Genomic DNA, 21,527 nt, shown 5'->3' with positions numbered 1-21,527 from the left:
ATGCTAACCTGGTTGGCAGAATATCTATCGCAGTATTACTCAGGCTTTAACGTTTTCCAATATTTAACGTTCCGTTCGATATTGAGCGTGTTAACTGCATTGGGTATTTCGTTGATAGTGGGACCTCCAATGATCCGTCGCTTGAGCAGTTACCAGATTGGGCAAACGGTACGCGACGACGGCCCTCAAACACACTTGAGTAAAGCCGGCACTCCAACCATGGGTGGCGCTTTGATTATTGTAGCAATCGTACTTGCTTGCTTGTTGTGGGGTGAGCTTGATAACCGTTATTTGTGGGTGTGTCTGATTGCAATTGTTGGTTTCGGTTTAATTGGACTTGCAGATGATTACATCAAGCTGGTACGCAAAGATCCAAAAGGTTTGATCGCGCGCTGGAAATATTTGTGGCAGTCGTTGATTGGCGCGGGCATCGCGATTTATTTGTTTTATACCGCTAGTCCACAAGAAACGCAGCTACTGATTCCGTTTGTTAAAGACGTGATGCCACAGCTTGGATTGATGTTCATCTTCATGACCTATTTCGTGATTGTGGGAACCAGCAATGCTGTGAACTTGACGGACGGCTTAGATGGTTTAGCAATCCTACCAACAGTATTAGTCGCTGGTGGTTTAGGTATTTTTGCTTACTTAACGGGTAACCAAGTGTTTTCCGAGTACTTAGCTATTCCTTATATCCAAGGCGTCGGAGAGCTTGTGATTTTTTGTGCCGCAATTGTCGGCGCGGGACTCGGCTTCTTATGGTTTAACACTTACCCAGCGCAAGTCTTTATGGGTGATGTCGGCGCATTAGGGCTTGGAGCTGCTCTCGGCACAATCGCCGTATTGGTCCGTCAAGAGTTAGTGCTATTCATCATGGGCGGTGTGTTTGTCATTGAAACCGTGTCCGTGATATTGCAGGTCGGATCCTACAAGTTAACCGGCAAAAGAATTTTTAAGATGGCGCCATTGCACCATCACTATGAATTAAAAGGATGGCCAGAGCCGCGCGTGATTGTGCGCTTCTGGATTATTTCACTGATATTGGTACTGATTGGTCTAGCGACCTTGAAAATACGCTAAAGGTAAGAAACGTTGATGCAAACGCACGCAATTGAACAGAAAAATCGCTTGATTCTCGGTCTGGGACAGACCGGGCTTTCGGTTGCGCGTTATTTATCTGCGAATAATCAACCGTTTAAAGTAATGGATACCAGAGAGCAAGCGCCAGGTGCTGACAAGCTTGCACAAATCGATAGCAAAGCATTGATTCCTTGGAACGGTGAGCAAATGTTGGGTTATGACCAATTAGTCGTTAGCCCTGGTATTGCCGTAACCCAGCCGGATATTGCTAAAGCGCATGATTATGGCGTTGAAATTGCTGGTGACATTGAGTTGTTTGCACAAGCCAACCGTTTACCGGTTATCGCCATCACTGGCTCCAACGGTAAAAGCACCGTGACGGAACTGGTTGGGAAGCTGTTGGAGGCTTCGGGGTTAAAAGCCTTGGTAGGCGGTAATATCGGGCTTCCTGCATTGGATTTGTTATCTAACGCAAGCGATGATGCTGTGGTGGTGTTGGAGTTATCAAGCTTCCAGCTAGAAACAACGTATTCGTTGAAACCAGCCGCAGCAACCATTTTAAATCTAAGTGAAGACCACCTTGATCGTTACGCTGACTACAAAGCCTATGTCGAGGCAAAGCAACGTATTTTCGATAACGCAGAGACCATTATTGAGAATTCAGAAGATGAATTAACTCAACCTCGCTCGACGCAAGCAAAACGCTTATCGTTCGGTTTTTCTGCGAATAGCGATTGGCAGGTGGATATTCCCGGGGGAACCTTAAAGCGAGCAGAACGCACGGTTCTTAAGTTAAACGAATTGACGCTACAAGGTGCGCACAATGCGCTGAACGTCGCAGCCTCTTTTGCCTTGTTAGAAGCAGCAGGCGTTATTGTTGATGAGGCGGTAATTGATTGTGCTAAGCGCTACAGTGGCATGCCGCACCGTAGCCAGTTAGTGGCTGTTAAAAGTGGCGTCACTTACATCAACGATTCCAAAGCTACGAATGTAGGAGCTACGGTAGCAGCCATTAATAGCTTCGCACCGGAGTTCGGGCAGAGAATCATCTTGATTGCGGGTGGAGATGCAAAAGGTGCAGACCTTACAAGTTTACAGCAAAGCATCAGAGACCATGTCAAAACCGTCATTTGTTTCGGCAAAGATGGAGCAGAGATCGCTGGGCTAGCGCAGGAAAAATCCATCACTGTCAACAATTTACAGCAAGCTGTAGAACAGGCAGTGGTTTCGGCTAAAAAAGGCGACTGTGTACTGTTGTCACCAGCGTGCGCCAGTTGGGACATGTTCAAAAATTATATTGAGCGTGGTGAACAATTTGAACAGTTAGTGGGGGCGCTATGAGTAGCATTACACAAGTCCTTCGCTTAAACGACTTCGTCGAGCAGTTAAAGTTGTCCGATCCACGTACTCGATTGGACCCTTGGTTGTTAGGCCCTGTTATAGCACTACTAGCGATTGGTGTGGTCATGGTGGCTTCAAGCTCGATGCCTTATGCCGAAGACCATATGAACGGGAATGAATTCCACTTCCTCGTTCGTCACTGCATTTACTTATGCATAGCCTTAGCTGCGGCAGTGTTTGCTTTGCAGCTAGATACGCGCTTCTGGCAAGAAAACGGCCCTAAGTTTTTGGTGCTTGGCGTGTTGTTACTGGTCGCGGTGCTATTTGTTGGTCGGGAAGTCAACGGCAGTAAACGTTGGATTGGCGTTGGGCCATTAACCCTACAGCCAGCTGAGCTGATGAAGTTTTTTATCGTAATTTATTTAGCGGGTTACTTAGTCCGCCGCAGCGATGAATTACAAACACAAATTCGAGGTTTTATTAAACCATTGATTGTACTGGGGTTAGTGGTTGCCTTCTTATTACTGCAGCCTGACTTTGGAACTTCGGCAGTGATTGTTGCGACTGCATTAGCCATGATGTTCTTAGCAGGCGCACGTTTGTGGCAGTTTATTACGCTGACAGCGTTCGTTGGCATCGTTATGGGCTTAGTTGCTTGGCAGGAGCCCTATCGAATGAAGCGACTGACCAGCTTTCTAGACCCTTGGGCGGATCAGTTTGGAAGTGGGTATCAGCTAGTGCAATCATTAATTGCTTTTGGTCGTGGTGACTGGTTTGGCGCTGGGTTAGGTAACAGTGTTCAGAAATTATCGTACTTACCCGAAGCGCACACCGACTTTGTATTCGCAGTATTTGCTGAAGAGTTTGGCTTTATTGGGGTTGCGTTAGTGATTACCTTATTCGCGATCATTTTTATGAAAAGTTTAAGTATTGGTCGCCGCGCACTCAAGATGGAACATTATTTTGCGGCTTACATGTCGTACGGGTTTGGGTTTTGGTTGAGTTTACAAGCGTTAATTAACATAGGCGTCGCTAGTGGCTCGTTGCCAACTAAAGGCCTAACTCTGCCGTTTATTAGTTATGGTGGTAACTCACTCATTGTCAGCTGTGTTGCTATTGCAGTTTTACTACGAGTAGATTTTGAAGTTCGCCGAAAAGAGCATGAATATGTGTCAGCGAAGCAGTCATACCGCGGCAAAAGCCGAGGAGGTCGTGATGAATAAATCGAATAAAACGATCCTATTGATGGCGGGTGGTACTGGTGGCCATATTTTCCCTGCGTTAGCTGTAGGTAAAGAGTTACAACAGCAAGGTTGGACATTGCACTGGCTTGGTTCAGAAGGGGGCATGGAAGAAGAGTTAGTGCCAAAGCATGGTATTAACATGACATTGTTGCCGGTTAAGGGCGTGCGCAATAAAGGTCTAGCTTCATTAATTAAAGCTCCATTTCAGCTGTTTAAAAGTGTGATGTTGGCGAGAAAAGCCATCAAGAAAATCAAGCCTGATGTAGCGCTTGGCATGGGAGGCTTTGCCAGTGGACCGGGCGGCTTAGCGGCGAAGCTTAGTGGCGTGCCACTGGTGTTGCACGAACAAAATGCCATTGCCGGAATGACAAACCAACAGCTCAACCGTTTTAGCAATATCACCTTGCAGGCATACCCAGGAGCATTTGTTGAAGCTAAGAAGATTGCTACCGTAGGAAACCCTGTGAGAACAGATCTCATGGCGTTACCTTCAGCGAAAGAGCGTATCAATACAGAAGAAGGAAGTATTAATTTATTAGTGGTTGGTGGAAGCCGTGGTGCTTTAGTCTTGAACCAAAAGGTACCAGCGATGTTGAACATCATCAATGGTGGTTTAAGAGTGAACGTCCGTCACCAATGCGGAAGGGGGAACCTTGGAGATGTTGCTGCTCGATATAAAGAGTTGACAAACACTCTAGTTGAACATGATGTGACGGAATTTATTGATGACATGGCTGCGGCATACGAATGGGCAGACTTAGTTATTTGCCGTGCCGGTGCGCTAACCGTTGCTGAGATTGCTATGGCAGGCTGTGCGGCGATATTTATTCCATATCCTCATGCCGTTGATGACCATCAAACACATAACGCCCGTTATTTGGCGAATCAAGGTGGAGCGCTGATTATCCAGCAACATGATTTGGATGAGCAGCGTTTGGCCCATCAAATTACGGCTTTGGCGAATGACAAACAACGAATAATAGACATGGCCACAGTCGCTAAAAGTTTGGCAAAACCAAAAGCGACGACACAAGTGGCTGAGTATTGCAAACGAGCAGCGGTAGGTCAGTTTGAGATTATGAGCGATACAGAAAGTAGCAGTGATGCGCGATCAGGCGCGGTAAAAGATAACGCTGCGGAGAGTGCTAATGAGCAACGATAATTTACTACAAACGATTCCTGAAATGCGCCGCATCAAGCGTATCCACTTTATTGGTATCGGTGGTGCGGGGATGAGTGGCATCGCTGAAGTGTTATTGAACTTAGGTTATGCCGTGAGTGGATCAGATTTGCGTCAAAGTCATGTCACTGAACGATTAAAAAGCCTAGGGGCAGAAATTTTCCTGGGTCATCGTAGTAACAATATTTTAGACGTTGATGTCGTGGTTTGTTCTACAGCAATACCAAAGCATAACCCTGAAATAGAAGCAGCAAAAGAGCGACGTGTTCCGATTGTTCGCCGAGCTGAAATGTTGGCTGAGTTAATGCGCTTTAGGCATGGGATTGCGGTGGCCGGTACGCACGGTAAAACAACGACGACCAGTTTGCTGGCCAGTATTTATGCTGAAGGTGGTTATGATCCAACTTTTGTTATCGGTGGCCTGCTCAATAGTGCTGGCTCTAACGCTAAACTAGGGAAAAGCCGTTACTTCATCGCAGAAGCTGATGAAAGTGATGCATCGTTTTTACATCTACAGCCCATGGTATCGGTAGTGACCAATATAGAAGCTGATCATATGGATACTTATGGCGGTGATTTTAAAAACTTGGAAAGTAATTTTATTGAGTTTTTACATAACTTACCGTTTTACGGTTTAGCTGTAATGTGTGTAGACGATGAGACGGTACAAGAGCTAATACCTCAATTATCTCGCCCAACGATCACATATGGTTTCAGTAAAAAAGCTGATGTTCGTGCCATCGATTTCGAACAAAAAGGGACAAAAAGCTATTTTAAAGTAGTGCGTAGAGACTGTGTCGGTCAACTGGATATCGAGTTGAACCTTCCTGGGATGCATAACGTACAGAACGCTTTGGCAGCGATCGCTGTAGCAACAGATGATGGCGTTAGTGATAAGGCCATACAAAAAGCATTAAGTGAATTTGAAGGAATTGGCCGACGCTTCCAGATGTACGGTGATTTTACTGTGAATGGTAAGACGGTCACTTTGATAGATGACTATGGCCATCACCCAAGTGAAGTTGGTGCGACGATTAAAGCATTGCGAAAAAGTTGGCCTGAGCGCCGCTTGGTGATGGTGTATCAACCCCACCGATATTCACGAACACGTGACTTATACGAAGATTTCTGTTCGGTGCTATCAGAGGTAGATGAACTGTTAATGCTAGAAGTGTACTCGGCAGGAGAAGAGGCTGTACCCGGTGCGGACAGTCGTTCTTTATGTCGTAGTATTCGTCAGCGCGGAAAAATTGAACCGATATTTGTAGAGTCGATAGCAGAGTTACCCGAGGCATTACACCACATTCTAGAAGACGGTGATGTGTTAGTGACCCAAGGTGCAGGTAATGTTGGTTCGTTAGCGCCGTCATGGGTCCAAGTGGGCTTAGATTTTGAGCGCTTGATGAAAAAGGAAGATGAATGAGCTTGAGTTCAATTGACCACACATCGCAAGCAAGTCGCTTGCCAGCAGACTACGGTAAAGTTGCTGTGGCTTATGGTGGTTTTTCGGCTGAGCGAGAGATCTCACTGATTTCAGGTGAGACCGTATATCAGGCGTTAGTGAAAGCTGGCGTGGATGCATACAAAGTGGATCCAAAAGTAGATGGTTTGAGTGCTTTAACCGAGCAAGGCTTTGATCGGGTATGGAATGCACTACATGGGCGTGGCGGTGAGGATGGCGTTATTCAAGGTTTCCTTGAGCTGCACCAGATCCCATACACAGGTTGTGGGGTGATGGCGTCTGCAATCGCCATGGATAAGTTGAGAACCAAGCTGTTATGGAGTGCTCAGGGCCTACCAGTGGCGAAGCACTTAATGGTAACAACGGGTGAACTGTCCGAGAGTGAAGCACAAGCACTATTAGATGAGCTAAATGGTTGTGTGATGGTGAAACCAATCCATGAAGGCTCTAGTGTTGGTATGGCTCGGGCAGATAATGCCGCACAACTGCAGCAAGCTGTGGCAGATGCGCAGCAGTTTGATACTGAAATTATGCTAGAGCAGTGGATCTATGGTGAAGAATACACAGTATCCATTTTAGATGGTAAAGCGTTGCCGAGTATTCGAGTGAAAACACCTCATGCGTTTTACGATTTTACGGCTAAGTACAAAAGTAACACTACAGAGTATCACTGCCCGAGTGGATTGACGCAAGAGGAAGAATCAGAGCTAGCAGAATTAAGTGAAAAGGCGTTTAAGTCACTTGGCTGTTATGGTTGGGGGCGTGTGGATTTTATGCATGATAGCAAAACCAATAAATGGCTATTGCTAGAAGTAAATACGGTACCTGGGATGACGCAAACATCGCTAGTACCAAAGGCGGCTAAAGTTAAAGGCATCAGCTTTGAACAGTTAGTGTTAAAGGTTTTAGACACTAGTTTTGAGCAACAGGATGGTTTGTTTAGAGATGCCATTCAGACGCAAGAAAAGGGTTAATTGTTATGGCAAAGATGGCAACACGTGGCGACAAAAAGGAGCACACTTTTGAAGGTCTTAAAAAACCTTTGAAATGGGCTGCTGGTTTGTTTGCGGGTGCTTTAGTTGCCATAGCTCTTGTATTTGGTGGGATCTGGGTGTTTAGCGTTAACACTGACAATGTGTTTCCAATCAATAAAGTTGAGTTGAAGAAACATAAATTTACACATGCTGTTGGCGTCTATGAAGTGCTACGGAGTATCGATGATCGCGGTTTCTTCACCATGGATATGCAGCAAGTTGAGGAGCGTTTAGTCGAACTGCCTTGGATAAAATCAGTGCAGTTACGAAAGGTATGGCCTGAGACATTGCAGGTTTCTGTCGTTGAGCATCAGCCCATGGCTTATTGGGGCGACAAAGGCATCGTTTCGATGGAAGGCGAAGTGTTTTATCCAGTAACGCAGCCACAGGGTGACTGGGTTAAGTTAAGTGGTCCAGATGCTTTAGCGAAAGATTTAACGGAGTTGCTACAACTGTATCAGCAGCAACTTTTAGAGAAGAACATGATTATCGACAGAATGGAGTTAAGCCAACGTGGCGCGATTAGTTTGGTCCTAACGGATGGCTTAGAGGTACGGCTAGGGAATGTGCATGTGGAAGAGCGGATTGAGAGATTTATGCAGTATATCGATAGTGTAAAACAACAAAAAGAAGCCACTTTGGCATACGTTGATCTGCGATACCAGAATGGTATGGCGGCGCAATGGTTAGAAAACGAAACGTCAGTCGTGAGTGACGGAGGCAGCAGATAAGACTATGTCTAAATCAACAGATAAACGATTAATTGTGGGGCTTGATATTGGTACATCCAAAGTGGTGGCCATTGTTGGAGAAGTTGGTGCTGATGACACGGTCGATATTATCGGCATAGGCTCACACCCATCACGCGGTATGAAAAAAGGTGTGGTGGTTAATATTGAGTCGACAGTTGCGTCAATCCAACGTGCCGTTGAAGAAGCAGAATTAATGGCGGGCTGTCAGATCCACTCAGTGTATACCGGTATTGCAGGTAGCCACATTAAGAGTTTGAACTCGCACGGTATTGTGGCGATTAAAGATAACGAAGTCGCACAAAGTGATGTGGATCGGGTTATCGATGCAGCGAAGGCTGTAGCGATTCCAGCGGACCAAAAAATTATGCACGTACTGCCACAAGAGTTTGTAATCGACAACCAAGAAGGTATTCGTGAACCGATTGGCATGTCCGGTGTGCGCCTTGAAGCGAAAGTTCACATGGTCACTGGTGCAGTCAGTGCCGCGCAGAACATCACTAAGTGTGTGGCTCGCTGTGGTTTGGAAACAGAAGACGTGATTTTGGAGCAGTTGGCTTCGAGTTATTCGGTATTGACTGAAGACGAAAAAGAGTTAGGCGTTTGTTTGATTGATATCGGCGGCGGAACGACGGATATCGCAATTTTCACGGGTGGCGCGATTCGTCATACCGCAGTGATTCCAATTGCCGGTGATCAAGTAACGAACGATATAGCAGTAGCGCTGAGAACACCGACACAGCATGCAGAAGATATCAAAGTGAAGTATGCCTGTGCGTTAAGGCAGTTGACGAATTTGGATGAAACAATCGAGGTACCCGGTGTTGGTGAACGTCAACCGCGTCGTGTCTCGCGTCAGATTTTGGCGGAAGTCGTTGAGCCACGTTACAGCGAACTGTTTGAGTTGGTTCACGCAGAAATTCGTCGTAGCGGATTTGAGAATTTAATTGCTTCGGGCATGGTCATCACTGGTGGCGGCTCGAAGATGGAAGGTTTGATGGAGTTGGCGGAGGAAGTGTTCCACATGCCAGTTCGTCAAGGGATGCCACAGCACATTAAAGGTTTAGTGGATGTTGTGCGCAATCCAATTTATGCCACGGGCGTTGGTCTATTAATTTACGGTAAACAAGACGTAGGCCATCACCGTGAACGAAATGTGACTGGTTTTAATGGGCTCTGGGAGCGCATGAAAAGCTGGTTTAGTGGATTTTAATGATTAGCTTTTTCAGCTAGTGATTAAAGTGGAGAAGTCACTTATGTGCTTTAAATATTGTGTACAAGGCTTAAGTGAAAAATTGGCTAAACAATCGAAGGGGATATAGTTATGCCTAATATGTTTGAACTCGTAGATAGCTGCCAGAACAGTGCAGTGATAAAGGTCGTTGGTGTTGGTGGCGGCGGTGGTAACGCCGTTGAGCACATGGTGAAAGCCAACATTGATGGTGTTGAATTTATTTGTGCCAATACGGATGCTCAGGCGTTGGAATCTTCAACGGCAAAAACGACCATCCAAATTGGTCAAAACATTACTCGCGGTCTCGGCGCGGGCGCTAACCCTGATGTGGGCCGCCAAGCTGCGCTTGAAGATCGCGAAAGACTAATGGAAGTGCTACAAGGCTCTGACATGGTCTTTATTACGGCTGGTATGGGCGGTGGTACCGGTACAGGAGCTGCGCCAGTGATTGCTGAGATTGCCAAAGAGATGGGTATCTTGACCGTTGCAGTGGTGACTAAGCCGTTTAAGTTTGAGCGCAAAAAGCGCATGAAGCTAGCGGAAGCCGGTATTGATGAGTTGCGTAACGTGGTTGATTCATTAATCATCATCCCAAATGATAAGCTAGTATCTCAATTCGCTGGCCTACGTTTAACTGAAGCTTTTGCATCAGCAAACTCTGTATTGCATGGCGCAGTACAAGGTATCGCTGAGTTAATTACATGCCCTGGCTTAATCAACGTTGACTTTGCGGACGTTCGTACCGTTATGGCAGAGCAAGGCCAAGCGATGATGGGTACTGGTATTGCATCAGGTGAAGGCCGTGCACAAGTGGCTGCGGATATGGCGGTTGCGAGTCCATTGCTAGAAGATGTAGACCTGTCAGGTGCTCGCGGTATTTTGGTTAACGTCACTGCAAACGAAGAGTTCACTATCGACGAATTCTCGGAAGTGTGTGAAGTCATCGAAGATATAGCTCACGAAGATGCTATTGTGGTTGTTGGTACAGCTATTGATGATTCAATGGGCGATGAAATGCGCGTGACCGTTGTTGCAACAGGCTTAGGCCAAGAGGCAGGCATGCGTTTAGTTGCTGATAACAAAGAGAAGGATGTTCGTAAGCCAAGTGGTGAGCTGGACTTCAATAAGCTTGACGTTCCACCTGCCGCTCGAAAGCAGGCTGGTGTTGACGAGTCTGAAAGGACACAAAAAATGGCGGTTGGAAGTGATGTTGATAACTTTCTTGATATTCCGGCGTTCCTGAGAAAGCAAGCGGACTAACCGGTAGTATTTTGAACCGATGAACAAGGTAATGGAGTAATACATGCAAGACGTTAGAGGTGTCGTGTTCTGATTTAATGAAACTAAACGCAACACTCGCGTTCATAGAGATTAAGGAGGCAATCCCTTCGAGCCTCCTTAACTCGCCTTGCTCTGCATTCAGTGCCGATTAAGGGTGTGATGATAAAATTAGGGATAATGTGGGAATTTGTGCGGAAGATGCGAATTCAAACAAATGTTCAAAAAACGTTCAAAAATTGTTCAAACAATAGAAATATTGTGGTAACATGCGCTAAAATTTCGACATCTTCCACCCTAAATTCTTGATATATCAAGAAGTTGGAGAAAACACTGAATGATACGACAACGTACGTTGAAAACAACCATTCGCGCCACTGGCGTAGGTTTGCACACTGGAGATAAAGTGTATTTAACCCTACGACCAGCACCAGTGGATACAGGGATTGTGTTCCGTCGCGTTGATCTTGACCCGATTGTAGAAATTGATGCTAAACCTGAAAATGTTGGTGATACCACGCTTTCCACCTGTTTGGTGAAAGACGGAGTGCGTATCTCTACCGTTGAGCACTTGTTGTCAGCGATGGCAGGTCTTGGTTTAGATAATGCATACATTGATGTCTCTGCACCTGAAGTCCCTATTATGGACGGCAGTGCGAGCCCGTTTGTATTTTTATTGCAGTCTGCCGGAGTAACTGAGCAGAATGCACCTAAGAAATTTATCAAAATTAAAAAGAAAGTCACTGTCGAAGACGGTGATAAAAAAGCAACATTTGAGCCATTTGATGGTTTTAAGGTCGCGTTCACAATTGATTTTGATCACCCAGTGTTTAAGAAAAGTAGCCAAACATCAGTTATAGACTTTTCGACAACATCGTTTGTAAAAGAAGTTAGCCGTGCGCGTACGTTTGGTTTTATGAAGGATATTGAGTTTCTTCGTGCCAACAATCTTGCGTTAGGTGGTAGTCAAGATAACGCTATTGTTATGGATGATTATCGTGTACTGAACGAAGATGGATTGCGTTATGACGATGAGTTCGTCAAGCATAAGATTCTTGATGCGATTGGTGATTTATTCTTATTAGGTCACAGCTTAATTGGTTCGTTTACTGGCTATAAGTCAGGACATGCACTGAACAACCAGTTGATTCGTACGCTAATGGCGGATGAGTCTACTTGGGAGTTGGCGACTTATGAAGATGCTAAAACCGCACCGATTTCATACATAATGAACCCAGTTCTTTCGGTTTAAACTAACCGTAAATAACTTCTGGTGTTTTAATACTTTTTAACTATCGGAATTGACTTGGCTTTATTTTTATTTGAATATTAGCCAGTGAATAGTGGCCAGCCTTTCTTAGGTTGGCTAACAGTTCTGAAGAAATATAACGAAGACGTGTACTCCAAGCTGCATTTTCTGCAGTAATGATAAGACTAGTCTGATTGAACTCTGAGACCTGGCAATGGTCTTTTAGCTCGTCGGGTAGCATTTGTTGTACGCTATCGTTAATGGACTTAAGGTTGTTGGATTGTTTCAACAGCCCTTTTAATACACCGTCAGGTGTATCTAGAATGTCGGCCACGGACTTGGCGCGGGAAGGACGCTTCATAAGCTTTATGCTTCTGGGCTAAGTTAGGTGTTAGCTACTATTGTATGCTGACGTAGTTGAATTTGTCATCCGAAACGGCGGTATAAACCGCAAAAATTTGTAAACCTTCACGTTTTGCAATTTCGATGACTTGAGTAACTTTTGGTTGATTATGCGTATTACGATTATTAAAAGTGATCAGAAAGGAATCAAGGCTTTGGAATTAGGACGTTCTAAATTGGTTGTGACGGCGTTGCTGAGTGCTTTCACTCTGCTAGCTGTTATTGCTGCCACTTTTTACACCACTAAGTGGGTGCTTCAACAAGACTTGGTTAGTGAGTCGGCTATTTATAAATGGCAGGCAGAGCTTTCTCAACAAAAAGAAGAGTTAGAGCGTGCAAAAAAGCTGTCTGAAGATAAGGTTCAGGCTTTATCCAGTCGTTTAGCCTCGATGCAAGCTCATATCTTGCGTTTAGATGCTGCTGGCGCGCGTTTAGCGGAAGAAGCTGGTATCACTGATGAGTTTGGCTTTGGGGCAGCTCCTGCGATGGGCGGCCCGACAGAAGATGAAGACGCGAACAAAGCAACTTATCAAGATGTCGCATCATCACTCGATACAATTCAAAGTTCGATTGAAGCTAAAGAACAACAGCTGTTTGCACTGGAGTCATTGCTACTCGATAAGAACATTAGCGCAGAGCAGAAAATCACAGGACGTCCTGTTAATACGGGATGGTTATCGTCACCTTATGGGTACCGAGCTGATCCTTTCACTGGTAAGCGTGCATGGCATGCTGGCATTGATTTTTCTGCTTTAGCAGGCTCAGACGTTGTAGCGACAGCGGCGGGCGTGGTAACAACTGTAGAGCGTAAAGCGGGTTATGGTATTTTTGTTGAGGTAAGTCATGGTGATGGCTACACGACTCGTTATGGTCACAACAAAACCGTTTTAGTGAAAAAAGGCGACTTGGTTGAAAAAGGCGAAACGATTGCCAAAGTCGGTAGCACTGGTCGTTCAACCGGCCCCCATGTCCATTACGAAGTTACTCGTAACGGTAAGCGTGTTAACCCTTGGCGCTACTTAAAGGAATCGTAACGTAAAGATTTAAGCTTCTCTAAATAGTTGATTTAAAACCGAGCCCAGGCTCGGTTTTTTCTTATTCAAGCAGGTGATATTGCTGACTCCTAACTCTCAAATTTGTGATTCGGGGACATAGCCATCCTGCTATTGAAATCTTTCGTCATAGCCCCCATTAGTTGGAAATACTTGCTCGAAATGGCCGATAAGACATTTACAGCTTCTAGAATATCGGTACAATCGAGTGCTTAATGATAATTCCCTAAGCTATTGTTGCCTCAAACAATACCGGCATGACGCTTAAAAAATAGTCAGCAATAGTTTAATAACCTGATAAAAGAACCAATAGCATGAGTTTTCTAAGTAAAATTTTTGGCAGTCGAAATCAACGCACAATCAAACGCATGGGCAAGCAGGTTGAGCGCATTAACCAGCTTGAAGCGGATTTTGAGTCTTTAAGTGATGAGCAAGTCAAAGCGAAGACTGCTGAGTTTAAAGAACGCCTAGAAAAAGGGGAAACTCTTGATAGCTTGCTTCCAGAAGCTTTTGCAGCTGTTCGTGAGGCTAGTAAACGTACATTGGGTATGCGCCACTTTGACGTTCAGTTAATTGGTGGCATGACGTTACACCAAGGGAAAATTGGTGAGATGCGTACCGGTGAGGGTAAAACCTTAGTTGCAACCTTACCGGTATATCTTAATGCCTTAACCGGTAAGGGTGTTCACGTCATTACGGTCAACGACTATCTAGCTCAGCGTGACGCTGAGTGGATGGCGCCTGTGTATGATTTCTTGGGCATGTCGGTTGGCGTCATTCTTTCTGGCCAAACGCATGAGCAAAAGAAAGAAGCTTATGGTTCAGATATTACCTATGGTACCAACAACGAATACGGTTTTGATTACTTGCGCGACAATATGGCGTTTGAGAAAGAGCAACGTGTACAGCGCGAACTAAACTTTGCTGTTATTGATGAGGTTGACTCAATTTTAATTGATGAGGCCCGTACGCCGCTTATTATTTCAGGGCAAGCAGAAGACAGCTCTGAAATGTATCGTGCGATAAACCAGCTTATTCCTAAGCTTGAAGCGCAAGAAAATGAATCGCAGGAAGGTGAAGAAGATACTGGCGACTACACCATCGACGAGAAAGGTAAGCAAGCGAACCTTACTGAGCGAGGCCAAGAACGTATAGAAGAATTGTTACGTCAAACAGGTCTGCTTCCAGAAGGTCAAAGCTTGTACAGCCCTGCCAGTATCATGCTGTTGCACCATGTGAATGCTGCGCTTCGCGCCCACAAGCTATTTAAGAAAGATGTCGACTACGTGGTTAAAGACAATGAAGTGATTATTGTCGATGAGCATACCGGCCGTACTATGCCAGGGCGTCGTTGGTCAGACGGTCTTCACCAAGCGATTGAAGCCAAAGAAGGCGTTAACATCCAAAATGAAAACCAAACGTTAGCTTCGATTACCTTCCAGAATTACTTCCGACTGTACAACAAATTATCTGGTATGACGGGTACAGCTGATACCGAAGCGACAGAACTGCATATGATTTATGGGTTGGAAGTGGTCGTTATTCCGACCAATAAGCCTATGCAGCGTCAGGACTTGCCAGATCTAATTTACTTAAGCAAAGAAGAAAAGTACGCGGCAATTATTGAAGAAATTAAAGAGCTGCAAGCGAAGGGGCAGCCGATCCTGGTCGGTACGGTATCGATTGAGTCCTCGGAATTGATTTCGCGTGCCTTGAAAAAAGCGAAAATCAAACACCAAGTGCTCAACGCAAAGTTTCATGCGAAAGAAGCCGACATTATCGCGCAAGCAGGTCGCGCTGGCTCAGTAACCATTGCCACCAATATGGCGGGGCGTGGTACGGATATTGTCCTTGGTGGTAACTTGCAAGCGGATATTGCTGCGTTAGGTGAAAATCCAAGTGAAGAACAAATAGCGAAAGCTAAAGAAGAGTGGCAGAAACGCCATGACGCCGTATTAGAAGCGGGTGGCTTGGCTATTATCGGTACAGAGCGTCATGAGTCACGCCGTATTGATAACCAGCTGCGAGGCCGTTCTGGCCGTCAGGGCGATCCAGGCTTAAGCCGTTTCTACTTGTCGCTAGAAGATGATTTGATGCGAATTTTTGCTTCAGAGCGTTTGGGCATGATGATGCAGCGATTGGGTTGGGAAGAAGGCGAAGCACTTGAGCATAAAATGGTCTCACGTGCGATTGAAAATGCCCAGCGTAAAGTTGAGCAACGTAACTTTGATATGCGCAAAAATCTGCTTGAATATGATGATGTGGCCAATGATCAGCGCCGTGTGATTTATGAACAGCGTAATGAACTCATGGAATCGGATGATATCCATGAAACGATAGAAGATATGCGTTATGACGTGGTACAGGACGTCATCAGTCAGTATGTTCCACCACAGTCGATTGAGGAAATGTGGGACATACAGGGCTTAGAGCAGCGACTGGATCAAGATTTTGACATTGAGTTGCCGGTCCAGAAGTGGCTTGATGACGATGATAAATTTGCTGAAGAAGAGCTTCGCGAGAAAATCTATCAAGAAATTCAGTCAGCGATGCAAGCTAAGGAAGAGGCTTTACCAGAACCCAAGATGATGCGTCAGCTTGAAAAGCAGGTCATGTTGCAGCATTTGGATATGCACTGGAAAGAGCATCTGGGCAATATGGACCACTTGCGCCAAAGTATTCACTTGCGTAGCTACGCACAGAAAAATCCGAAGCAAGAGTATAAGCGAGAAGCTTTCGAATTGTTCTCTGGTTTACTGGATAACTTGAAGCATGATGTTGTGACGGTATTGTCTAAAGTGAAATTCCGTATGCCTGAAGAAGTTGAAGCTATGGAGCGACAGCAGCGCGATGCCTCAACAATGAATACACAGCATGATTCAGCGTCTGCTATGCCGCAAGACCAAGCCAGCCAAACTCAGCGTCAAGCAGAAACCTTTGTTCGTGAGCAGCCTAAAGTGGGACGAAACGACCCGTGTCCTTGTGGCTCAGGCAAAAAGTTCAAACACTGTCACGGTAAAGCTTCTTAATAAGAATGTCGGTAGTCAATGTAGCGGTCGCTGTCATCAAGATATCTGGCCGCATACTTATTGCGAAACGAGCCGAGCATCAGCATCAAGGCGGGCTGTGGGAATTTCCCGGTGGTAAAATAGAAGATGACGAGTCAGTCGAAAATGCGCTTAGAAGAGAGTGCTTCGAGGAGTTGGACATATTCCCGACACGGATTGAACCGCTCACTATTATTGAGCACCAATATACTGATAAGTCGGTGCGGTTGAAGGTTTGTTTAATTACTGATTATCTGGGTGTTCCTATGGGAAAAGAAGGGCAACCTCTGGTTTGGTGCCCCATTTCATCACTAAATAACTACGATTTCCCAAAAGCAAATCAAGCCATTCTAGGGTTAATCTAACTACTGACTTTCCTCTTTCGCCAGCTCACTAACCGTATGAGGATCCATTTGCTGACCAGCAATTTTGTGTCCTTCGCTGGCCCACTCTCCTAAATCGATCAGTTTACAACGATTACTACAAAACGGTTTAAAGTCATTGCTCGAAGTCCAAGCTACGGATTTTGAGCAGGTCGGGCACTTAACGATCATTGTTTCAGACATGAGTAATTTTGTTTTACGCTATTGATTTAGGGAGGATACTGATTCTAGGACAAGAAATCGACCCAATATGAATATTTTACGACATTGTAAAATAAGTGCTCGCCCTGACTCTAACTTTTTAGTTAATAAAGTTTCTTATAAAACAATAGGTTAAGGTTTTTTTAAGGCCTAAAGCAGTTTATATCGATAAAAAACTCAACCGTAAGAGTGACAAAAAGTGTCAATTTGAACGCTAATTGGTTGATTTTTTGTACTAAAATACGAGAAAAAGGATGCAAGCTCGCATATAAATGTGACTTAAGTCATTGTTTTAATAGGTGTGTCGAGAAATTTTACAATCGTTAGTTGCTATCTTTGAATTCCACAGTTATATTTGACTACAGAATTTGTTCAAACGGATTCGTTCAATACTGAACGGCTTGTGCAACTAAGCAAATCAACCACTTGAGGGAACGCTTAGTAAAACAATAAATTCTTGTGAGAGCAAATTTTGTGACTAATTTTTTGCAAAATGTATAGGAGAGAGTCTCATGCAAACTAAAAAACAAGCGGGTTTCACCCTGATCGAATTAATGATCGTAGTTGCGATCGTAGGTATCTTGGCTGCAGTAGCTATTCCAGCTTACCAAGATTACATCAAGCGTTCTAAGATCTCTGAAGCAATGGCAACAGCTGGAGCTTGTAAAACATCTGTGGCAGAATACGCTGCAGCAAATAACGCCCTACCTGGATCAGCCACAAGTGCTGGATGTTCAGGTGGTTCGCAATATGTTGACTCGTTAACTGTTGCTGCTGGTGGAGTTATCAGTGTAGAGATCAATGATGCTGAAGTTGGTGATGGTTCTAACGGCACTATCGTTTTAAGCCCTGTTGACTCATCTGGCGCAGCAGCTTCTGGTGCGGATATCTTTGGTTGGAACTGTACTAATACTCTTGAAAATAGTGGTTTAGCACCTGCCAGCTGTCGTTAATATTAACTAAGAAAAAAAGCGAGCCTATGCTCGCTTTTTTTATGTGTACGATTAGAAGCTCTAAAATTATGATATTAATAAATAAAATAGTATTTGCAGCCTTTTGTGTGTTTTTTTTGCTTGTATGTCATATTTTATACACTAGTCATGGAGTGGTAGGGTTAGGGTTGCAGCAAAACAATTTCACTTGGATGTTTGTTGGTGTATCTCTAAGTTTAAGTTGTTTCGTTATCTCAAAACAAAAGAAAATAGTGATTCCTGATTTTTGGTGGAAGGGAACTGCATTTATACTGCTAGCTCTTCTGCCTTTTGCATTTGCCAATAAAGACTATGTAAGTGAAGGCTACTTACTGCCACTCGGGCTTGTAATAACCTGGTTTTTTATACTTGGAATAATCCAGTTTGACTTAGTTCGACTTAAGCCGGATAGATTAATTATCCTAATATTATGTTGCATAACGGTTGAAATACTCTGGGGAGGGGCGCAAACTTTTCACGCGGTAATGGTTAACAGTACCCATGAACAACTAATGATAGACCCAGCAGCTTTAGGGGTGTTTAATCAAAGAAATACTTTCGGAAGCTTTTTAGCAACGGGGCTAGCGCTAAGTTTATACATCTTTTCAAGGTATAAACATGACAAGTCTAGCTTTGAAAGAGTTAGCTATGTTTGGCATTTAGCCCTTGCAAGTTTAGCTGTTTTTACTTTAGTTTTTAGTAACTCTAGGGCCGCATACCTCGGAGCTCTTCTAGGTGTGATTTTTGTGATGCCGTATGCTCTGAAAAAAGATAAAGTAAAATGCTTGTTGTGGTTAGCTTCAGCATTTACCGGGTTAATTATAGCCCTAATTTTGTTAAATCATACTGGACGAGTAGAGAAAGAGTTAGCTGATGGGGGCGCCAGAGTAGGAATGTATATTACCAGCTTGCAAGCTATGCTCGATGCTCCGATATTTGGACATGGACTCGGAAGTTTTCAAAGAGTTTTTCTAGAAAAATTTGCTGAGCTGTATCATAGTGGCCAGTTACCTGAAGGAAGTGGGCATGGGAACTTAGTGCACCCGCATAACGAGTTGCTTTTGTGGGGGTTAGAGGGTGGCTTAACAGCCGCTCTTTCCTTGGTGGGTTTAGCTTGCATATGCGTGAGTGCTTTGTGGGGTAAGGGGCTTAGGTTCTTCAGCTCAATTGGAGTTTTACTCCCTATCGTTCTACATTCTATGGTTGAAATGCCTTTCTATCAGTCAGCTTTACATCTGGTGGTGCTGGCAATCCTTTTTGTTTGCTTTCTATATACCAAAGATAAGCAAAACGTTAAACAGAAAGTGATATACTGCATCCCCTCAAAACTAAGTTTTATGCCAGTTATCGGGGGGCTGTTAGGTTCTCTTTTTCTTACTATTTTGAGTTTGAACATTCTGTCGCTAAATAAGCTTAATGCTTTTTTAAAAGACCAGAATAGGGAAGTATCAGATATTCAAAATGTTTACTTGAAAATCGGTTGGGAAAACACTTATAACTATATTTATTTTGCTAGTATTTCGCAGATTGGAATAAAAAGTGGTCAAGCAGAACTAAGCCAACCTTATATTGAATGGGCAACTCAAAGTATCAGGCTTGCACCAAAATCAGATTATTACATATCTTTAATTTATGCCTATGAAAACACTGGACAAATAAAGGAGGCTTTTAAGACTGCTGATAGATTAGGTTATTACTACCCTTCAAGTAGAATAAAAAGATGGCTGGAAAGCTTCTATAAACACATGGAGTCAAAGGGATATAAAAAGTCATTATATACGGATTGATTGACATTGGTATTGATTTAATCAACTATATAAACTCATGTATTTAATATAGCTCTCCCAAGGAAGTATTTGATGGCATTAGTAGAAACAGGCTTAACTGGTTTGGCACATATGCTTGTAGCAGAAGGCTTGATCCAGAAAGAAAAAGTTAAAGAAGCGATCAAGCTTGCGAAAGAAGAGAAAGTTGGTTTAATTGACTGGCTTGTGAGCTCTGGTGCTATTAAAGGTGCGGATGCTGTAAAAGCCCAAGGTGTGAACTTTGGTGCCCCTTATTTTGATGCATCTTCAATAAACCCTGACAACTTACCGAAAGATATTATTGATCTAAACATGATGCGAAAGCATCGCGTTCTACCTTTATATAAGCGGGGCACACGTTTATTTGTAGGTGTGTCTGACGCAACTAACTTAAAAAGTTTAGAAGAGGTTAGGTTTCAAACCAACTGCTCCATCGAAGCTGTCCTTGTCGAACCATCGAAGCTTGATTCTCTAGTTAATAAGCTTATTGACGAGAAGGAAAGTGAGTCCCTATCGGACTTCGATGACGCTGATTTAGACAACATTGATCTCGATGCGGTTGATCCTGAAGAATCGGATGATGTAGGTGCTGGTGCAGATAAAGATGATGCACCAGTAGTTAAGTTCGTTAAGAAAATGCTGGTTGAGGCGATCAGGAAAGGCGCATCGGATTTACACTTCGAGCCTTACGAGAAGAAGTATCGTGTAAGGTTTCGTATTGACGGTCTTTTGCATGAGGTGGCGAGCCCTCCAATTCAGCTTTCTGCAAGAATCTCAGCCCGTCTGAAAGTACTCTCAAACCTTGATATTTCAGAGCGCCGTGTTCCGCAAGATGGTCGTGTTAAACTTAAATTATCAAAAACAAAAGCTATCGACTTTCGTGTGAATACGTTACCGACACTTTTTGGTGAAAAGATTGTAATGCGTATTCTTGACCCTACAAGTGCGATGTTAGGGGTCGATGCGCTGGGTTTTGAAGCACAGCAGAAAAAGTATTTCATGGAAGCCATTAACAAACCGCAAGGGATGGTGTTGGTTACAGGACCTACTGGCTCGGGTAAAACCGTAACACTTTATACCGGCGTTAATATTCTTAATGATGAGCATAAAAATATTTCTACCGCTGAAGATCCTGTTGAAATCAACTTAGCTGGTGTTAACCAGGTAAACGTTAATATAAAGGCTGGTTTGACGTTTGCTTCAGCGTTAAGAGCATTCTTACGTCAGGATCCCGATATTGTACTGGTAGGTGAAATTCGAGACTTGGAAACTGCTGAAATTGCAATTAAGGCATCCCAAACAGGCCACTTAGTATTATCGACGCTCCATACAAACTCGGCTCCAGAAACATTGACACGTCTCGTCAATATGGGGGTTGCACCGTTTAATATTGCTACAACTGTGAATATCGTAGTAGCACAGCGGCTGGCAAGACGCTTATGTGAACACTGCAAGAAGCCGTCAGAACTACCTGACGAAGCGTTATTGGAGGAAGGTTTCCTTCAAGAAGAGCTGAACGAACTCACAGTTTATGAACCTGTCGGTTGCGATAAATGTACATTAGGTTATAAAGGGCGTGTGGGCTTATTCCAAGTTATGCCTGTTTCAGATGCGATGGGGCGCATTATCATGGAAGGAGGTAATGCAATTGATATCGCAGATCAGGCGAGAAAAGAAAACATTCCAGACCTGCGCAGAGCTGGTCTTAATAAGATTAAATTAGGGGCCACCAGTTTAGAAGAAGTAAACCGTGTAACTCAAGATTAAAGGCAAGACTACGAAGTAGTTGTTGTATTTATTGGGGCAATTAACTTT

At 44.1% G+C, this 21,527-nt stretch carries 18 protein-coding genes; 16 read left to right on the top strand and 2 right to left on the bottom strand.

Translation table 11 applies throughout. From position 1 onward, the window contains the following. The 10 genes from mraY (at position 1) to lpxC (ending at position 11,854) form a co-directional block, all read left to right on the top strand. Complete coding sequence (gene mraY, locus KFK88_RS07990) at positions 1 to 1,080, top strand: phospho-N-acetylmuramoyl-pentapeptide-transferase (RefSeq protein ID WP_223578410.1); 1,080 nt, start codon at positions 1 to 3, stop codon at positions 1,078 to 1,080. A gap of 15 nt (positions 1,081 to 1,095) precedes the next feature. Continuing rightward, positions 1,096 to 2,421 carry a UDP-N-acetylmuramoyl-L-alanine--D-glutamate ligase gene (murD, locus tag KFK88_RS07985; protein ID WP_223578408.1) on the top strand — a complete coding sequence of 442 codons (1,326 nt, stop codon included), beginning with the start codon at positions 1,096 to 1,098 and terminating at the stop codon, positions 2,419 to 2,421. Then, positions 2,418 to 3,644, top strand: a complete 1,227-nt coding sequence (gene ftsW, locus KFK88_RS07980) for a putative lipid II flippase FtsW (protein ID WP_223578406.1) — start codon at positions 2,418 to 2,420, stop codon at positions 3,642 to 3,644. Before murD ends, ftsW begins: the two co-directional genes overlap by 4 nt. Then, on the top strand, positions 3,637 to 4,827 hold the full coding sequence (gene murG, locus KFK88_RS07975) for an undecaprenyldiphospho-muramoylpentapeptide beta-N-acetylglucosaminyltransferase (protein ID WP_223578404.1): 1,191 nt from the start codon (positions 3,637 to 3,639) through the stop codon (positions 4,825 to 4,827). The genes ftsW and murG overlap by 8 nt, the downstream gene beginning before the upstream one ends. Next, positions 4,814 to 6,268, top strand: coding sequence for a UDP-N-acetylmuramate--L-alanine ligase (gene murC, locus KFK88_RS07970; protein WP_223578402.1), 1,455 nt, complete (start codon positions 4,814 to 4,816; stop codon positions 6,266 to 6,268). The genes murG and murC overlap by 14 nt, the downstream gene beginning before the upstream one ends. Further along, on the top strand, positions 6,265 to 7,281 hold the full coding sequence (locus KFK88_RS07965; RefSeq protein WP_223578399.1) for a D-alanine--D-alanine ligase: 1,017 nt from the start codon (positions 6,265 to 6,267) through the stop codon (positions 7,279 to 7,281). The genes murC and KFK88_RS07965 overlap by 4 nt, the downstream gene beginning before the upstream one ends. 5 nt (positions 7,282 to 7,286) lie before the next feature. Further along, a complete protein-coding gene (locus KFK88_RS07960; protein ID WP_223578397.1) occupies positions 7,287 to 8,072 on the top strand; it encodes a cell division protein FtsQ/DivIB in 786 nt (261 codons plus the stop codon). Between the two features lie 4 nt (positions 8,073 to 8,076). Then, the gene (gene ftsA, locus KFK88_RS07955; protein WP_223578395.1) at positions 8,077 to 9,303 is read left to right on the top strand and encodes a cell division protein FtsA; all 1,227 of its coding nucleotides are present in this window, start codon (positions 8,077 to 8,079) and stop codon (positions 9,301 to 9,303) included. Positions 9,304 to 9,414: 111 nt separating this feature from the next. Further along, a complete protein-coding gene (gene ftsZ / locus KFK88_RS07950) occupies positions 9,415 to 10,584 on the top strand; it encodes a cell division protein FtsZ (RefSeq protein ID WP_223578393.1) in 1,170 nt (389 codons plus the stop codon). A gap of 355 nt (positions 10,585 to 10,939) precedes the next feature. Next, a complete protein-coding gene (gene lpxC / locus KFK88_RS07945; protein ID WP_223578391.1) occupies positions 10,940 to 11,854 on the top strand; it encodes a UDP-3-O-acyl-N-acetylglucosamine deacetylase in 915 nt (304 codons plus the stop codon). 40 nt (positions 11,855 to 11,894) lie between these two features. On the opposite strand, the gene KFK88_RS07940 is transcribed toward lpxC, so the two are convergent. Further along, positions 11,895 to 12,212: a DciA family protein gene (locus KFK88_RS07940; RefSeq protein ID WP_223578389.1), complete on the bottom strand. Its 318-nt coding sequence runs from the start codon at positions 12,210 to 12,212 to the stop codon at positions 11,895 to 11,897. A gap of 151 nt (positions 12,213 to 12,363) precedes the next feature. On the opposite strand from KFK88_RS07940, the gene KFK88_RS07935 reads away from it, so the two are divergent. From KFK88_RS07935 to KFK88_RS07925, 3 genes are all read left to right on the top strand, one after another. Then, positions 12,364 to 13,287, top strand: coding sequence for a M23 family metallopeptidase (locus tag KFK88_RS07935; protein ID WP_223578387.1), 924 nt, complete (start codon positions 12,364 to 12,366; stop codon positions 13,285 to 13,287). Between the two features lie 332 nt (positions 13,288 to 13,619). Next, positions 13,620 to 16,334 carry a preprotein translocase subunit SecA gene (gene secA / locus KFK88_RS07930; protein ID WP_223578385.1) on the top strand — a complete coding sequence of 905 codons (2,715 nt, stop codon included), beginning with the start codon at positions 13,620 to 13,622 and terminating at the stop codon, positions 16,332 to 16,334. 5 nt (positions 16,335 to 16,339) lie between these two features. Beyond that, entirely contained in the window at positions 16,340 to 16,717 is a 378-nt protein-coding gene (locus KFK88_RS07925; protein ID WP_223578383.1) for an NUDIX domain-containing protein, read from the top strand. Here KFK88_RS07925 and yacG read toward each other — a convergent pair whose 3' ends face one another. Then, entirely contained in the window at positions 16,718 to 16,918 is a 201-nt protein-coding gene (yacG, locus tag KFK88_RS07920; RefSeq protein WP_223578382.1) for a DNA gyrase inhibitor YacG, read from the bottom strand. It abuts the gene before it with no gap. Between the two features lie 530 nt (positions 16,919 to 17,448). Here yacG and KFK88_RS11925 point away from each other — a divergent pair. The 3 genes from KFK88_RS11925 to pilB all read left to right on the top strand — a co-directional run bounded on the left by KFK88_RS11925 (position 17,449) and on the right by pilB (position 21,479). After that, on the top strand, positions 17,449 to 17,889 hold the full coding sequence (locus KFK88_RS11925) for a pilin (protein WP_263296390.1): 441 nt from the start codon (positions 17,449 to 17,451) through the stop codon (positions 17,887 to 17,889). Positions 17,890 to 17,957: 68 nt separating this feature from the next. Next, on the top strand, positions 17,958 to 19,694 hold the full coding sequence (locus KFK88_RS07905; protein ID WP_223578381.1) for a PglL family O-oligosaccharyltransferase: 1,737 nt from the start codon (positions 17,958 to 17,960) through the stop codon (positions 19,692 to 19,694). Positions 19,695 to 19,766: 72 nt separating this feature from the next. Next, positions 19,767 to 21,479 carry a type IV-A pilus assembly ATPase PilB gene (pilB, locus tag KFK88_RS07900; RefSeq protein WP_223578380.1) on the top strand — a complete coding sequence of 571 codons (1,713 nt, stop codon included), beginning with the start codon at positions 19,767 to 19,769 and terminating at the stop codon, positions 21,477 to 21,479. Positions 21,480 to 21,527: the final 48 nt, after the last annotated feature.

The sequence above is a fragment of the Kangiella taiwanensis genome, assembly GCF_020005165.1.
In the GTDB taxonomy this organism is placed as follows: domain Bacteria; phylum Pseudomonadota; class Gammaproteobacteria; order Enterobacterales; family Kangiellaceae; genus Kangiella; species Kangiella taiwanensis.
Note: the sequence above shows the minus strand (reverse complement) of the source record. Positions and strands in the feature narration are given on the sequence as shown.

What these genes read in the sequence shown, in the direction of transcription:
- mraY (WP_223578410.1), top strand. Translation starts at nt 1, where the DNA reads ATGCTAACCTGGTTGGCAGAATATCTATCGCAGTATTACTCAGGCTTT.
- murD (WP_223578408.1), top strand. Translation starts at nt 1,096, where the DNA reads ATGCAAACGCACGCAATTGAACAGAAAAATCGCTTGATTCTCGGTCTG.
- ftsW (WP_223578406.1), top strand. Translation starts at nt 2,418, where the DNA reads ATGAGTAGCATTACACAAGTCCTTCGCTTAAACGACTTCGTCGAGCAG.
- murG (WP_223578404.1), top strand. Translation starts at nt 3,637, where the DNA reads ATGAATAAATCGAATAAAACGATCCTATTGATGGCGGGTGGTACTGGT.
- murC (WP_223578402.1), top strand. Translation starts at nt 4,814, where the DNA reads ATGAGCAACGATAATTTACTACAAACGATTCCTGAAATGCGCCGCATC.
- KFK88_RS07965 (WP_223578399.1), top strand. Translation starts at nt 6,265, where the DNA reads ATGAGCTTGAGTTCAATTGACCACACATCGCAAGCAAGTCGCTTGCCA.
- KFK88_RS07960 (WP_223578397.1), top strand. Translation starts at nt 7,287, where the DNA reads ATGGCAAAGATGGCAACACGTGGCGACAAAAAGGAGCACACTTTTGAA.
- ftsA (WP_223578395.1), top strand. Translation starts at nt 8,077, where the DNA reads ATGTCTAAATCAACAGATAAACGATTAATTGTGGGGCTTGATATTGGT.
- ftsZ (WP_223578393.1), top strand. Translation starts at nt 9,415, where the DNA reads ATGCCTAATATGTTTGAACTCGTAGATAGCTGCCAGAACAGTGCAGTG.
- lpxC (WP_223578391.1), top strand. Translation starts at nt 10,940, where the DNA reads ATGATACGACAACGTACGTTGAAAACAACCATTCGCGCCACTGGCGTA.
- KFK88_RS07940 (WP_223578389.1), bottom strand. Translation starts at nt 12,212, where the DNA reads ATGAAGCGTCCTTCCCGCGCCAAGTCCGTGGCCGACATTCTAGATACA.
- KFK88_RS07935 (WP_223578387.1), top strand. Translation starts at nt 12,364, where the DNA reads ATGCGTATTACGATTATTAAAAGTGATCAGAAAGGAATCAAGGCTTTG.
- secA (WP_223578385.1), top strand. Translation starts at nt 13,620, where the DNA reads ATGAGTTTTCTAAGTAAAATTTTTGGCAGTCGAAATCAACGCACAATC.
- KFK88_RS07925 (WP_223578383.1), top strand. Translation starts at nt 16,340, where the DNA reads ATGTCGGTAGTCAATGTAGCGGTCGCTGTCATCAAGATATCTGGCCGC.
- yacG (WP_223578382.1), bottom strand. Translation starts at nt 16,918, where the DNA reads ATGTCTGAAACAATGATCGTTAAGTGCCCGACCTGCTCAAAATCCGTA.
- KFK88_RS11925 (WP_263296390.1), top strand. Translation starts at nt 17,449, where the DNA reads ATGCAAACTAAAAAACAAGCGGGTTTCACCCTGATCGAATTAATGATC.
- KFK88_RS07905 (WP_223578381.1), top strand. Translation starts at nt 17,958, where the DNA reads ATGATATTAATAAATAAAATAGTATTTGCAGCCTTTTGTGTGTTTTTT.
- pilB (WP_223578380.1), top strand. Translation starts at nt 19,767, where the DNA reads ATGGCATTAGTAGAAACAGGCTTAACTGGTTTGGCACATATGCTTGTA.